The 13763-nt window shown below is 75.2% G+C and carries 10 protein-coding genes; 1 reads left to right on the forward strand and 9 read right to left on the reverse strand.

Going from position 1 to position 13763, the window contains the following annotated elements; genetic code table 11:
- Window positions 1-250 precede the first annotated feature (250 nt).
- On the forward strand, window positions 251-928 hold the full coding sequence (locus ABS735_RS25505) for a GntR family transcriptional regulator (RefSeq protein WP_373903940.1): 678 nt from the start codon (window positions 251-253) through the stop codon (window positions 926-928).
- Window positions 929-1002: 74 nt separating this feature from the next.
- Here ABS735_RS25505 and ABS735_RS25510 read toward each other — a convergent pair whose 3' ends face one another.
- From ABS735_RS25510 to ABS735_RS25550, 9 genes are all read right to left on the reverse strand, one after another.
- A complete protein-coding gene (locus ABS735_RS25510) occupies window positions 1003-2004 on the reverse strand; it encodes a proline racemase family protein (RefSeq protein ID WP_373903939.1) in 1002 nt (333 codons plus the stop codon).
- Window positions 2005-2006: 2 nt separating this feature from the next.
- The gene (locus ABS735_RS25515; protein ID WP_373903938.1) at window positions 2007-2903 is read right to left on the reverse strand and encodes a dihydrodipicolinate synthase family protein; all 897 of its coding nucleotides are present in this window, start codon (window positions 2901-2903) and stop codon (window positions 2007-2009) included.
- The gene (locus tag ABS735_RS25520) at window positions 2900-4363 is read right to left on the reverse strand and encodes an FAD/NAD(P)-dependent oxidoreductase (protein ID WP_373903937.1); all 1464 of its coding nucleotides are present in this window, start codon (window positions 4361-4363) and stop codon (window positions 2900-2902) included. The genes ABS735_RS25515 and ABS735_RS25520 overlap by 4 nt, the downstream gene beginning before the upstream one ends.
- On the reverse strand, window positions 4356-4610 hold the full coding sequence (locus ABS735_RS25525; protein ID WP_373903936.1) for a (2Fe-2S)-binding protein: 255 nt from the start codon (window positions 4608-4610) through the stop codon (window positions 4356-4358). The genes ABS735_RS25520 and ABS735_RS25525 overlap by 8 nt, the downstream gene beginning before the upstream one ends.
- Complete coding sequence (locus tag ABS735_RS25530; RefSeq protein WP_373903935.1) at window positions 4607-5773, reverse strand: NAD(P)/FAD-dependent oxidoreductase; 1167 nt, start codon at window positions 5771-5773, stop codon at window positions 4607-4609. The genes ABS735_RS25525 and ABS735_RS25530 overlap by 4 nt, the downstream gene beginning before the upstream one ends.
- Before the next feature lie 137 nt (window positions 5774-5910).
- Window positions 5911-8319 carry an SWIM zinc finger family protein gene (locus ABS735_RS25535; protein ID WP_373903934.1) on the reverse strand — a complete coding sequence of 803 codons (2409 nt, stop codon included), beginning with the start codon at window positions 8317-8319 and terminating at the stop codon, window positions 5911-5913.
- A 530-nt stretch (window positions 8320-8849) separates the two neighbouring features.
- Complete coding sequence (locus tag ABS735_RS25540) at window positions 8850-11912, reverse strand: DEAD/DEAH box helicase (RefSeq protein ID WP_373903933.1); 3063 nt, start codon at window positions 11910-11912, stop codon at window positions 8850-8852.
- A 102-nt stretch (window positions 11913-12014) separates the two neighbouring features.
- Window positions 12015-12596, reverse strand: a complete 582-nt coding sequence (locus ABS735_RS25545) for a sugar kinase (RefSeq protein ID WP_373903932.1) — start codon at window positions 12594-12596, stop codon at window positions 12015-12017.
- Complete coding sequence (locus ABS735_RS25550; RefSeq protein ID WP_373903931.1) at window positions 12593-13741, reverse strand: ROK family glucokinase; 1149 nt, start codon at window positions 13739-13741, stop codon at window positions 12593-12595. Before ABS735_RS25550 ends, ABS735_RS25545 begins: the two co-directional genes overlap by 4 nt.
- Between the last annotated feature and the right edge of the window lie 22 nt (window positions 13742-13763).

The following is a 13763-nucleotide window of genomic DNA, read 5'->3' on the forward strand; positions in this document are numbered from 1 at the left end:
GGCTCTCCTGAGCGGGCGGGAAGAACACTCTTGGAGTGCCTTCCCGAAACGCCGGTAAACCGGACGACGGTCACTCGTTCGGTCGCCGCGCCGGAGTCGGAAGTCTCCCGTCGGACGAGGTTCACAGTCCAGGTATTCAGGGCGGACCGTCGACAACCGGACACCGGCGAGCGCGCATGCGCACCGGCCGTCGGCGCAACGTGACATTGTATGGTGGGGCGTCATTGGCTGGTCGGACGCAGGAGCACGGATGCCGCATCTCAAGTCCCAGTCGATCTCCGTCCAGACCCATCTGCGCGACCAGGTCGCCCATGCGCTCCGGGCCGCTCTCATCGCCGGTGACCTGCGCCCCGGTGTCGTCTACTCCGCCCCCGCCCTGGCCGCCGAACTCGGCGTCTCCGCGACCCCGGTGCGCGAGGCCATGCTGGACCTGGCCAGGGAGGGCCTGGTCGAAGCGGTGCGCAACAAGGGGTTCCGCATCACGGAGATGACCGAGCGGGACCTCGACGAGTTCACCGAGATCCGCACGCTGATCGAGGTTCCCACCGTGGGACGCGTCGCCGCGACCGCGACCGCCGAGCAACTGGAGGCTCTGCGGCCGTCGGCGCAGCAGATCGTCACCGCGGCCCGCGAGCACGACGTCCTCAAGTACCTCGAAGCCGATCACCGGTTCCACCTCGAACTGCTGGCCCTGGCCGGCAACCACCATCTCGTGGAAGTGGTGGGCGACCTGCGCAAGCGTTCGCGCCTGTTCGGGCTGGGCAGCCTGAACGAGACGGGGCGGCTGGTCGCTTCCGCCCAGGAGCACGTCGAACTGCTGGATCTGATGGTGGCCGGCCGCGGTGGTGAGGCCGAGGAGTGCATGCGCCGTCATCTCGCGCACGTCCGCACGCTCTGGGCGGACGGCAAGGCGAACACCGAGGACTGACGGCGCGCGGCCCCCGCGGCCCCGATGCCGCTTCAGGCCGTCCCGGCCCCACCGGGTGCCCCCCGGTCGGTCCCTCAGAGGGTGAAGCCCGCCGGGTAGGGGTCCGTGGGATCGAGCAGGTACTGCGCGGTGCCGGTGATCCAGGCGCGGCCGGTGACGGACGGCAGGACGGCCGGGCGGTCCCCGACCGTCGTCTCCCCCAGGATCCGGCCGACGAACCGGGAGCCGATGAACGACTCGTTGACGAAGTCCCGGCCGATCGGCAGCTGGCCGCGGGCGTGCAGCTGTGCCATCCGGGCGCTGGTGCCCGTGCCGCAGGGCGAGCGGTCGAACCATCCCGGGTGGATCGCCATGGCGTGCCGTGAGTGCTGCGCGGTCGATCCGGGGGCCTCGAGGTAGACGTGGTGGCACACGTCGATCTCCGGATTCTCCGGGTGGGACACCGGGTTCTGCTTGTTGATCGCGTCCATGACGGCCAGTCCGGCGTCGAGCAGTCGCTGCTTGTGCGCCCGCTCGAAGGGGATGCCGAGGTCGTCGGTGCGGACGAAGGCGTAGAAGTTGCCGCCGTAGGCGATGTCGTACCGCACCGCACCGTATCCGGGGACGTCGACGACCTGGTCGAGTGCGTGGCAGTACGACGCCACGTTCTCCAGGGTCACCGATTCGGCGTGGCCGTCGCGCACCCGCACCCGTGCCGTGACCAGTCCGGCCGGAGTGTCGAGACGGACCAGGGTCTCCGGCTCGGCCACCTCGACCATTGCGGTCTCGACGAGGACCGTCGCGACACCGATGGTCCCGTGCCCGCACATCGGCAGACAGCCGGAGACCTCGATGAAGAGCACGCCGTAGTCGGCGTCCGGACGGGTCGGCGGCTGCAGGACGGCCCCGGACATCGAGGCGTGCCCGCGCGGTTCGCACATGAGCAGGGTGCGCAGGTGGTCGCGTTCGGCGACGAACCGCTGCCGTCGCTCGAACATCGTCGCGCCGGGAAGGACGCCCACACCGCCGGTGATCACACGGGTGGGCATGCCCTCGGTGTGCGAGTCGACGGCGTGGTAGCAGACCGTCGAGCGCATCGTCAGTTCACCCCGGCGTCGACGAGGGCCTGGGTGGCGGCGCGCACGACGGCCTCCGTCTCCGGGCCGAGCGGCTGTCGCGGCGGACGGCAGACACCGCCTCGGCGGCCGGTCAGCTCCTGGCCGAGCTTGATGGCCTGGACGAACTCCGTCTTGCTGTCCCACCGCAGCACCGGGTGCAGTCGGCGGTAGAGCGGCAGTGCCGTCTCCAGGTCGCCCCGGACGGACGCCTCGTACAGCGCGAGGCAGGCCCGGGGGAAGACCTGCGGGTAGCCGGCGACCCAGCCCTTGGCGCCGGCGACGGCGACCTCCAGCACGGTGTCGTCGGTGCCGATCATGAGGTCGAGGCCGGGTGCCAGCTCGGCGATCTCGTAGCAGCGCCGGACATCGCCGGAGAACTCCTTGACCCCGACGACGAACCCCTCGGCGTGCAGCTTGGCCAGCAGGTCGGGGCGCAGGTCCACCTTGGTGTCGACGGGGTTGTTGTACGCGGTGACGGGCAGGCCCGCCGAGGCCACCAGTTCGAAGTGCTCGAGCACCGCGCGGTCGTCGGCGCGGTAGGCGTTGGGCGGCAGGCACATGACGGCCTGGCAGCCCGCGTCCTTGGCGAACTCGGCGTGCCGCTTGGCCTCGCGACCGCCGTAGGCGCCGACGCCCGGCATGACGGTGAACCCTTCGGGGGCGTTGGCGACGGCGGTCTCCACGACGCGGTCGCGCTCCTCGTACGTGAGGGTCTGGTACTCGCCCAGCGATCCGTTGGGCGCGACGCCGTGCATCCCCTGCTCGGCGAGGTGGGCGACGCTGTCACCGTAGGCGCCGAAGTCGACGGAGAGGTCGTCGTGGAACGGCAGGCTGGTCGCGACGATGACGCCGTGCCAGGGCTTGCGGGTCTCGCTCATGAACACTCCTTGTCGGTTTCACCGTTGTCCGTCGGTGCCGGCGGTCCTTCGTCGAGGTCGGCGAGCGCTCCGAGGGTGACGGGCGTCGCGACGAGCCGTTCCGCGGGCTCGTAGGCCCGCCCCCGCGCCGTGAGGCAGTGCACGGCGGGTCCGCACATCCGCCCCTGGCACCAGCCCATGCCGGCCCGGGTCAGCTGCTTGACCTGCCGATGGTCGTGCGCGCCGTCGGCGCGGGCGGCCCGGACCGCACCGGCGGTCACCTCCTCGCAGCGGCACACGACGGTGGCGTCGGTCAGCCACGAGGCCCAGGCGGGAGGAATCGGGTGGGCCAGCGCCATCGCCCGGGCGAAGGCGCGTTGCCGGACCACCGCGGAACGCACCGCGGCCAGGCGCCTGTTCACCCGCAGGGGGGCGGCGCCGGAGTCGGCGAGGACCGACTCCGCGGCCAGTCGCCCCTCGCCCACCGCGAGTGCCGCACCGCCCACGCCGCACGTCTCCCCCGCTGAGTAGAGGCCGGGGACGGTGGTGCGCTGGCCGGCGTCGACGGCGACCACCGCGTTGCCGTCCGCCGATTCCGTGAGAGCGCAGCCGAGGGGGACGAGCAGATCGAGCTGGGGCGCGAAACCCCAGCCGACGCCGACGGCGTCGGCCTCGACGCGTCGTTCCGTACCCGGGCGCGGGGCGCCGTCCGGCGTCAGGGAGGCGATCCGCACCGAGGTCACGCGTTCGTCTCCGTCCGCGCCGACGATCGCCGTACGTGGACGGACCGGCACGCGGTGGCGTGCGAGCGCGGCGGCGTACCCGGCTCCCTCGGCCCACTTGCCCGGGTTGCGCAGCAGCGGACCGGGGTGTCGCAGCCAGGCCCGCGGACGGGCCGCCTCGCACACCGCGACGACCTCGACGCCGCGGGCGGCGAGACCGGCGGCCACCGGCAGCAGGAACGGGCCGGTGCCGCCCAGCGCCACGCGGCTCCCGGCCGCGACCCCGCCGCCCTTGAGCAGCGCCTGCAGGCCGCCGACGGTCAGGACCCCGGGCAGGTCCCAACCGGGGAAGGGCAGTTGCCGGTCGTAGGCGCCGGTCGCCACGAGGAGCCTCGGCGCGCGCAGGACGGCCGCGGTCTCCCGCGGCGCGGCGCGACGGTCGACCACGTGGACCGCGAACCCGTCGCCCTCGCGGACGGCGGACCACGCGTGGTGCCCCAGGCGCAGGTCGAGCCGGCCCGCCGCCCGGTGCGCCGACAACACCTTGCGGAGTGCGCGGTATTCACGCAGTCCGTGGTGCAGGTCCTCGGTCGGGACGGCGGCTCGCGCGTGCTCCGGCGGGTGCCGCCAGTACTGACCGCCGACGGCGGTTCCGGAGTCCACCAGTGCGACGCGCAGTCGACCGGTCAGCGCCGTCACCGCCGCGGCCATGCCGGCCGGGCCCGCGCCCACGACGACGAGGTCCGCCGGCTCACTCATCGTCGTCCTCCCGGGTCGTGACGGTCATGCCCGGCCGGGCCGGCACCAGGCAGGCGCGCTGCCCGCCGGCTCCGTCGATCGTCACGAGACAGTCGAAGCAGACGCCGATGCCGCAGAAGACGCCACGCGGGCGGTGTCCGACGCGGGTGGTGCGCCAGGCGACCCGGCCCGTCGCGACGAGGGCCGCGGCGACGCTCTGTCCCTCGACGAACGGCAGGGGTTCGCCGTCGACGACGATCTCGCTCACTGGGGCGCACCTCCGGGGGTGAGGAAGCGGTCGGGGAGAAGACCGGCGTGCGCGGCCGGATCGGCGCCGCGCCAGGGGCGGCCGAGCAGGTGGGCCGTCACCAGCGCGCCGGTCGCGGGAGCGAGGCCGACGCCCGCTCCCTCGTGACCGCAGGCGTGGACGACGCCGGGCACCCGCGGGTCGGGGCCGACGACCGGCAGATGGTCGGGGCAGTACGGCCGGAATCCGCGGTAGGTGCGCATCAGATGGACGCCGCGCAGGAAGGGGAAGAGCCGGCACGCCTGTGCGGCGAGCCTGGCGACCACGGCGGTGTCCATCGTCGTGTCGAAGCCGACGCGTTCCCTGCTGGCACCGATGAGGATCGTGCCGCCGCGCGTGCCCTCCACGACGCACGAGGTCTCCAGTCCGGCGTCACCGGAGGCGACATTGGCGACGTAGTCGGCGGAGTAGACCTTGCGCCGGACCATCGGCGGCAGCGGCTCGGTCACCAGGACGAAACCGCGGCGTGGCAGCACCTCGACGGGCGCACCGAGCCTCCGGCCGACCTCGCCGCCCCAGGTGCCGGCGGCGTTGACGACGGCGTCGGCGGGCAGGACGTCACCGGCGGCCGTCCGGACGCCGGTGACGCGGCCGTCCCGGCCGGTCACCGCGCCGGCGACCTCGCCGTGGTGGAAGCGCGCGCCGCGCCGTACGGCGGCTCGCAGCAGCGCGGCGGCCGCCAGCACCGGCTGCACCTGCGCGTCCTGCGGGTAGTGGACGCCGCCGGGGATCCCGGGCGCGAGGTGGGGTTCGAGGTCCCGCACCCGGTCGACCGGCTCCACGCGGACACCGGCCGCCTCCTGCCGGGCGGCGAACTCGCCGAGCGCGGCGAGGCCGTCGACGCCGCTCGCGACGACCAGGCCGCCCTTGGGCTCGAGTTCGAGGGAGTCGGGACCGAGCTCCCGGCCGGCCTCGTCCCACAGTGTGCGGCTCAACTGCGCCAGGGCGAGTTCGGGGCCGGGTTCCTTGTCGGAGAGGAGGACGTTGCCCTCTCCGCGGCTTGTCGTCCCGGCACCGACGGGTCCGCGGTCGGTGACCGTGACGTCCATGCCCGCCGAAGCGGCGTGGAAGGCACAGGCGGCTCCGACGACTCCCGCGCCCGCGACGACGACCTTGAGGGTCAACGGCTCCTCCTCCGCGCACCGCGCCGGGCTGTGCAATGTCACATGCCATGAGGAGGCTATACATCCGGCCTGCTGAAGACAACGCCCCCTGCGCGCCCGGGCCGTTCCGCGGGCGCGCAGGGGGTGGTCCGGGATGGTCAGAGGTCGACGCGGGTGCCCAGACCGGTCAGGGCGCCGACCGGGTCGAGGTCGGGGGTGCCGCGCGGCCACCAGTCCTCGCGGCCGGGCTCCGACTCGTACGCGTACCAGAGCCCTGCCCGGCCGAGTCTGAGCTGGACATGGCCCCGGGGGTGGGTGAGGTGGTTGCGCCAGGGGCGGAAGGCGGGGAGGTCGGCGGCGAGCAGCAGGGGGCGGGCGCGGTCGAAACGGCCGGCCGGCGGGTCCCACGGCTCCTCCAGGACGTCGAGACCCTCCGGTCCGCCCTGCCGCCAGGCGGCGACGGCCCGGGCCAGCTCCGCCGTGTCGCGCCCGGCGGCCGAGGCGAGGGACGCGTAGAGCGCGCGGGTGCCGGCGGTGAGGCCGGAGCCGGGGCGCGCCGCGGCGAGGCGGACGGCGTCCTGCCACAGCGTCAGCGTGCCGACCGGGTCCCGCCCGGTGGTGAGCAGGGCGTGGGCGCGGGCGGCCGCGTCGGTGGCGAGCTGGTCCAGCGCGAACGGGTCGGGACCGCCCGGGGCGGCCGGGTAGGCCGGCGGCTGTTCGGGATGCGGGGGCGCGGGCAGCGGCGCCGGGAGGGGCGGCAGGGCGCGCCGGGTCAGGACCTCACCGGCCCGGACTCCGGGCAGCGGCGCCGGTCCCCGGTCCTGGGCGGCGCGTGCCGCGCGGGCCGCGTTCCGCCGGGACAGGGCGTCCAGCAGCTCGCGTTCGCCCCGGCCGCGCAGCAGGAGGAGCACGAAGGGGTCGGCGTCGAGCAGACGTGCCGTCTGGTAGCAGAGGGCGGCGGCGTGCTTGCAGGGGTGCCCGGAGTCGGGGCAGCTGCACTGCGGGGTGAGGTCGCCGGGGCCGGGGAGCAGCGGGACGCCGCGGTCGGCAAGGTCGGCCAGGGAGTGGGGAAGTTCCTTGTCGAGGAGAGCGGCGATGTGTCCGGGCCGTTCGACGGCGGCGTCCAGGAACCGGTCCCAGTCGGCGTCGCCGAGGGTCCGCAGCCGCACCTGCACCCGGTACGGCCGGGGGCGGCTGCCCTGCACGTAGGCGAGGACCAGCCCGGGCGTCACGGTGATGGCGTCCACGTGCCCCCGCTCGGCATATCCCCGCCCGCGCTCCAGCCGCGCGGCGTCCAGGGCCCCCTCCTCCAGCGCGGTCACCCACGCGTTCCCCCACCATGTCCCGGCGAGGCCCTCCTCCGCGGCCTTCCGGGGCGGGAGCGCGGGGAAGGTGCGCCGGAGTTCGCCGTCACGGTCCGGGGCCGCCATCGAGCGGGGGGCGCGAGGCTGCGCGGGCGGTGCGGAGAAGGCCGCCCGTCCGCGCACCGCCGACGGATGCCCCGGGTGTTCGGGGTGCCCGGGCTGTCCGGGGTGTCCCGGGCGTCCGGGGTTTCCCGGCTGTTCGTGGTCGAGTGCCGGACCTTCGGGGCTCGGCGTGTGTGGGGCGCGAGGAGAGGTGGTGGGCCCGGTGGAGGGGGCCAGGCCGGGCGGGGCGCCCGGCTCCGGGTACGCGGCCGCCCGGCCCTCGCCGGAGGATCCGTCGGCCGGCCTCTCCGCGGCCGGGGGCTCGTCGGCAACGGGCGGGGCCTCCCCGGTGGGCGGGGCCTCCCCGGTGGGCGGGGCCTCCCCGGTGGGCGGGACTTCCCCAGCAGGCGGGGCATCCCCAGCGGCCATGGGCTCCCCGGCGGGCACGGCCTCCCCGGCAGGCGGGGCCTCCCCGGCAGGCACGAACTCTCCGGCGGGCAGGGCCTCTCCGGTGGGCGGGACTTCCCCAGCAGGCGGGGCATCCCCAGCGGCCATGGGCTCCCGGACGGGCGGGGCCTCTTCGACGGGCAGGGCATCCCCGACAGGCACGAACTCCCCGGCGGCCAGAGCCTCTCCGGTGGGCGGGACTTCCCCAGCAGGCGGGGCATCCCCGGCGGGCGGGACTTCCCCGGCGGGCACGGACTCCCCGGCGGCCATGGGCTCCCCGGCGGGCGGGGCCTCTTCGACGGGCAGGGCATCCCCGACAGGCACGAACTCCCCGGCGGCCAGGGCCTCTCCGGTGGGCGGGACTTCCCCAGCAGGCGGGGCCTCCCCGGCGGGCGGGACTTCCCCGGCCGGGTCCGCCTCCGGGGGCAGCCGGAACGCGCCCGCGGCGAAGTCCCGTACGGCGCGGGCACGGGCGTCGGCGCTGCCCATGCCGCCCGCCCGCTGCTGACGACCGGCCGGACGGGGCGCCCGCCGTGCCCTCGCCGCGCTCTTGGCCGATGTGCCGTGGGCCGCCGCGCCCTCGGTCGCCGCGTCCGCCTTCGCCTGCCGACGAGCCGCCCGCAACGCCTCGCGCGCCACATCCGCCGGTCGGCTGTCGCCCCCGTCCACGGAACCGGAGAGGGACGCCCCACCGAGGGCGGTCGGCCCGGTCACCGCGTCGGACCGTTCCGCTCCCTCTCCCCGCTTGGCCGGCTCCCCCGGGCCCGCCGACCCTGCCGCCCCTGCCGATCCCACCGCCCCTGCCGATCCCGCCGGTCCGGCCGATCCTGCCGGTCCCGCCGTGTCCGCCCCCCCTGCCGAACCCGCCGATCTCCCTGGTCCCGCCGTGTCCGCCACCCCTGCCGGACCTGCCGAACCCGCCGCCTCCACCGGACCTGCCGGGTTCTCCGGACGTGACGGGGCGTCGGTGGCCTCGGAGGTGTCAGGGGCGTCGGAGGCGCCCACTGAGTTGTGCGCCCCCGCATGCCGTGCGGTCCGTGCGCTGCGCAGCGCGGCGCGGGCGATGTCCCCGGGGCGCGGCTCGGGGTGCTCAGCCGGCTTCCCGCCAGGGGCACTCTCCTGGCCCTGAACCGGCGCCGACGGTGCCGGTGCCGCCGCGCCGCGTTCCCCGTCCGCGCCCGGTCCCTCGCCGCGCTCGCGTGCCTCTCGCAGGGCGCGGCGGGCCTCGTCGGCGGGCCTGGGGGTCATGACGGCCTCCGCAGGGAGACGAGGTCGGACAGTTCACGTGCCGTCAGCTCGGTGAGGGCCGACTCTCCGGAGCCGAGGATCGCGTCGGCAAGGGCCCGCTTGGACCGGAGCATCTCGGCGATGCGGTCCTCGACCGTGCCCTCGGTGATGAGCCGGTGGACCTGGACCGGCTGGGTCTGGCCGATGCGGTAGGCGCGGTCGGTGGCCTGCTCCTCCACGGCCGGGTTCCACCAGCGGTCGAAGTGCACGACGTGGCCGGCGCGGGTGAGGTTCAGGCCGGTGCCGGCGGCCTTCAGGGACAGGACGAGCACGGGGGTCGCCCCGCTCTGGAAGCGGTCCACCATCCGCTCGCGCTCCGGCACCGGCGTACCGCCGTGCAGCAGGTCGACCGGGACCGCGCGGGCGGCGAGGTGGGAGGTGATGAGGCGGGCCATGCCGACGTACTGCGTGAAGACCAGCACCGAGCCGTCCTCCGCGAGCACCGTGTCCAGCAGCTCGTCCAGCAGGGCGAGTTTGCCCGAGCGGGCGGTCATCCGGTCGGTGCCGCCCAGCGGGTGCTGCTCCTTCAGGAACAGCGCGGGGTGGTCGCAGATCTGCTTCAGCGAGGTCAGCAGCTTCAGGACGAGACCGCGGCGGCCCATGCCCTCGGCCGCCTCGATGGCGAGCATCGACTCGCGCACCACCGCCTCGTACAGCGCGGCCTGCTCGCGGGTGAGCGGGACGGGGTGGTCCGTCTCGGTCTTCGGCGGCAGCTCGGGGACGATGCCCGGGTCGGACTTCCTGCGGCGCAGCAGGAAGGGGCGGATCAGCCGGGCGAGGCGCTCCACCGCCTGGTCGTCCTCGCCGTTCTCCACCGCGCGCGCGTGCCGGGCGCGGAAGGACTTCAGGGGGCCGAGGAGCCCGGGGGTGGTCCAGTCGAGCAGCGCCCACAGCTCGGAGAGGTTGTTCTCCACGGGCGTGCCGGTCAGGGCCACCCGCGCCGGGGACGGGATCGTGCGCAGGGCCTTCGCCGTCGCCGAGTACGGGTTCTTCACGTGCTGGGCCTCGTCCGCGACGACCATGCCCCAGGGCTGCTCGGCCAGGGTCGTGGCGGCGGACCGCATGGTGCCGTAGGTGGTGAGGACGAAGCCGCCGGTCAGGTCGTCGAGGGTGCGGTCGGGCCCGTGGAAGCGGCGGACGGGGACGCCGGGCGCGAAGCGCTCGATCTCCCGCTGCCAGTTGCCCAGGAGGGAGGCCGGGCAGACGACCAGGGTCGGTTCGGTGCGGGCCCGCTTCAGGTGCAGGGCGATGACGGTGACGGTCTTGCCCAGCCCCATGTCGTCGGCGAGGCAACCGCCGAGGCCGAGCGAGGTCATGAGGTCGAGCCAGGCCAGACCGCGCAGCTGGTAGTCGCGCAGGGTGGCGTGCAGGCCGGGCGGTGCTTCGGCGGGACGCACACCCGCCGTGAGCCGGTCGCGCAGGGCGGCCAGCGCGCCGACGGGCACCACGTCGACCGTCTCGCCGTCGGCCTCGGCGCTGCCGGTGAGGGCGACGGAGAGGGCGTCGACCGGGTCGAGCAGGCCCAGGTCGCGCTTGCGGGCCCGGCGGACGAGCGCCGGGTCGACCAGCACCCATCGGTCGCGGAGCCGGACGACCGGGCGGTGGGCCTCCGCGAGGGTGTCCATCTCGGCCTCGGTGAGCGGGTCGCCGCCGATCGCGAGCTGCCAGCGGAACTGGAGCAGGTCCTCGCTCTCGAAGAAGCCCGTGCCGTCGGTCGCCGAACCGGGCGCGGTCCTGACCACCGCGGTCGCGGTGAGGTCCTGGGCCAGGTCGCGGGGCCAGTGCACGGCGACACCCGCGGCGGCGAGCCGGCCGGCCGCCACGCCCAGCAGGTCGGTGACCTCCTCCTCGGACAGGCCGAGTACGTCGGGGACGTCCTGTTCGGTGAGCCGGTCCAGCGGCGGCCAGACCCGCGCCGCGCGCCGCACGGCGAGGGCCGCGTCCACGCGCGCGCGGGGGCCGAACGACGCGTCGGCCGCCCCCGACCACAGGTCCGCGGCGTCTGCCACGAGGGTGGGGTCGGCGAGGCTGTGCACCTGGACGATCGCCGCGCCGGCGTTGCGCACGCCGACGCTGCCGCCGCCTTCCACGCCCGCGCCGCCGTCTGCGTCCCGGTCGAACAGGTCGTACGCCGACAGGTCCAGGCGGAGCGAGATCCGCACGCCCGCGTCCATGCCCGCGGCGACCTCCGCGGCCCAGTCGTGGGCGTCGGGCAGGCGCTGGGCTCCGCGGGCGGCGAACGGACGGCCCGATGCGTGGGGCGCGGCCGGAGTGCGGGGCAGAGTGTCGGCGACCGCGTCCAGGAAGGCCCGGATCAGCCCTTCCGGCTCCGGCAGCCGGATCGGTCCCGGGCCGTCGAGCGGGACCGCGTGGCCCTCGGGGGGCAGGGCGGCGGCCACGGCCCGCACGTGCGCGATGTCGTCGGGGTCGAGCGGGCCGGCCCGCCAGGCGTCGTGCCCGGTCGTGGTCAGGCCGGGCAGCAGCCGGCCGCGCGCGGTGAGCCGCAGGGCGTGCAGGGCCGCCGCGCCCCAGCAGGCGGTGGCGGGGTGGGCGGCCGGGTCGTGCCGGGCACGCACCAGGAGGGGCAGCGCCTCGGCGAGCGGCAGCGACACCGCGGGTGTGGTCCTGCGGCGCACCCCGGAGCCGTGCGGTCGCACGACGGTCAGCTCCACCACTCCGTCCGGCCGGGCTCCGTCCCCGGCGGCCGCTGCGGCCACGTCCTCCGCGCCGTGCCCGGGATCCGGCACCGGCGCGGGACCGTCCCCGGGGGCCGGGGCGGCAGCGGCCGCCCCGGGCACCGGCTCGACGCCGTACGCGGGGACCATGCCGGTGACGGGCCCGCCGTCGGGGTCCCAGAAGGCGATCCGTCCCTCGCGCGGGAGTGGTGCGGGCAGGAAGACGGCCGCGAGCCGGGCGGGGACGGGCGCCGCCGCCCCCTCGTGCCGCGTCGCCTCTTCCGGCTCCGCCCGCTCCCCCGCTCGTCCGGGATCCGTCGTGTCCGTCACGGCCATGTCGCCCATACGTCCTGTCACCTCCCGCCCGTCTGCCCGATCAGATGTCTTCGACTCTACGGGCGGGGTCTGACAATCGGCTCCGACGGCCTGCCGCCGGGCCCCGGAACCCTAGGGAACGGTGTGCGAGACGACGTAGACCATCGGGTAGTCCGGATTGGCCATGTTCACGACGACGTCCTGGGTCGGCGCCGGGTTCTCCTGCTCGTTGACGACGCCCCACCAGGAGCCGGACCCGCCGAACTCCCAGCCGGTGACCCGCTGGGCGCGGTCGCTGATCGCGATCTTGTCCTTCTTCAGCGCGTCCCGGTCGACGCCCAGCCCCGCCAGGAAGACGTCGAGACCCGCGCCGGTGGTCTCGAACTGGACGTAGAGCCGGCTGGTCTTCCAGTTGTTCGTCTCGTAGTACGCGACCTCGTCGGACGGGACCGGGACGGGCACTTCGTAGATGCGGCGCTGCAGCTTGGACGGCCAGCCGTCGCTCATGCCGGTCGCCGCGTACTTCGCCTCCTTCTCCCTGCCGCTGTCGCGGCTCTGGCCGGCCGAGATCGCGAGGTAGCCGGCGGGGACGCCGATGAGCAGCACGATGATGATCAGCGTGAGGGCACGGCGGCGGATCATGTGCCGGCGGTCCTCGCCCGACGGCCCGGGCTCCTCCGGGGACGCCGCCTGCTGCGGCAGGGTCTCCGTCACGACGACTCCCCGGACGTGCGGCGGGCCTCGGCGTACCGTTCGTAGCGCTCGTACCGCTCCACCCGGCGCCGCTTGGCCCGGCGGAACCGGCGGGCGACCAGCCGGGACAGGTCGGCGGCGCCCACCATGCCGGCCTCGGGGCCGAGCTGGGCCCGGACGATGCGGGCCTCGGGGCGGTAGCCGCGACCGGTGAGCTGACGCTTGAAGGCGTCGCGCGCGGGACCGATCAGCAGGTCGTCGGCGGCGCTGACCCCGCCGCCGATCACGAAGCAGGACGGGTCGAGGGCCGCGGCGAGGTTGGCGATGCCGACGCCGAGCCACTGCCCGATGTCCTGGAGCAGCTCGACGCACATGGCGTCGCCGTCGCGGGCCAGCTCGGTGATCATCGGGCCGGTGATGTCGCCGATGCTGCCCTTGACGTGCTCGATGATCCCGTACGCCACGGGCGAGTCGGCGGCGGCCAGCTCGCGGGCCTCCCTGACCAGGGCGTTCCCCGAGCTGTACTGCTCCCAGCAGCCGCGGTTTCCGCACGGGCAGCGGTGGCCGCCGGGGACGACCTGCATGTGGCCGAACTCGCCGGCGACCCCGTACTTGCCCCGCTTGACCTGGCCGTCCTCCAGGATCGCGCCGCCGATGCCGGTGCCCAGCGTGATCATGACGAGGTGGTCCTCGCCGCGGCCGGCGCCGAAGCGCCACTCGGCCCAGGCGGCGGTGTTGGCGTCGTTGTCCACCAGGACGGGTACGGCGAGCCGGCCGGCGATGCGGTCGCGCAGCGGTTCGTTGCGCCAGGACAGGTGGGGGGCGAACAGCACGCGGTTGCGGTCGGCGTCGACCCAGCCGGCCGCGCCGATGCCCACGGCGTGCACGTCGTGCCGGTCGGAGAGGTCCAGGACCAGCTCGACGATCGTGTCCTCGACGACCTTGGGGCTCTTGGACTTGTCCGGGGTCTCCGTGCGGAGCTTCTCCAGGATGTTGCCGTCGGCGTCGACGACACCCGCCATGACTTTCGTGCCGCCGATGTCGATGCCGACCGTGGGCACCCGGGGTGCCGTGAGGTGCGAGCGGCGTTCCCTCGTGCCCACGGTGCGCAGGACCGGGGCGCGGCGGGATCCGATGGGGGCGGTGAAGTCGCGGTAGGTGCTCATCGGGTGCGATTGTGCCGCACGG

Origin of the sequence: Streptomyces sp. MMCC 100 (assembly GCF_041538145.2) — a bacterium.
In the GTDB taxonomy this organism is placed as follows: domain Bacteria; phylum Actinomycetota; class Actinomycetes; order Streptomycetales; family Streptomycetaceae; genus Streptomyces.

Bases quoted from the DNA above. Each gene is read 5' to 3' on its own strand.
- ABS735_RS25505 (WP_373903940.1), top strand. From the start codon at position 251: ATGCCGCATCTCAAGTCCCAGTCGATCTCCGTCCAGACCCATCTGCGC.
- ABS735_RS25510 (WP_373903939.1), bottom strand. From the start codon at position 2,004: ATGCGCTCGACGGTCTGCTACCACGCCGTCGACTCGCACACCGAGGGC.
- ABS735_RS25515 (WP_373903938.1), bottom strand. From the start codon at position 2,903: ATGAGCGAGACCCGCAAGCCCTGGCACGGCGTCATCGTCGCGACCAGC.
- ABS735_RS25520 (WP_373903937.1), bottom strand. From the start codon at position 4,363: ATGAGTGAGCCGGCGGACCTCGTCGTCGTGGGCGCGGGCCCGGCCGGC.
- ABS735_RS25540 (WP_373903933.1), bottom strand. From the start codon at position 11,912: ATGGGCGACATGGCCGTGACGGACACGACGGATCCCGGACGAGCGGGG.
- ABS735_RS25550 (WP_373903931.1), bottom strand. From the start codon at position 13,741: ATGAGCACCTACCGCGACTTCACCGCCCCCATCGGATCCCGCCGCGCC.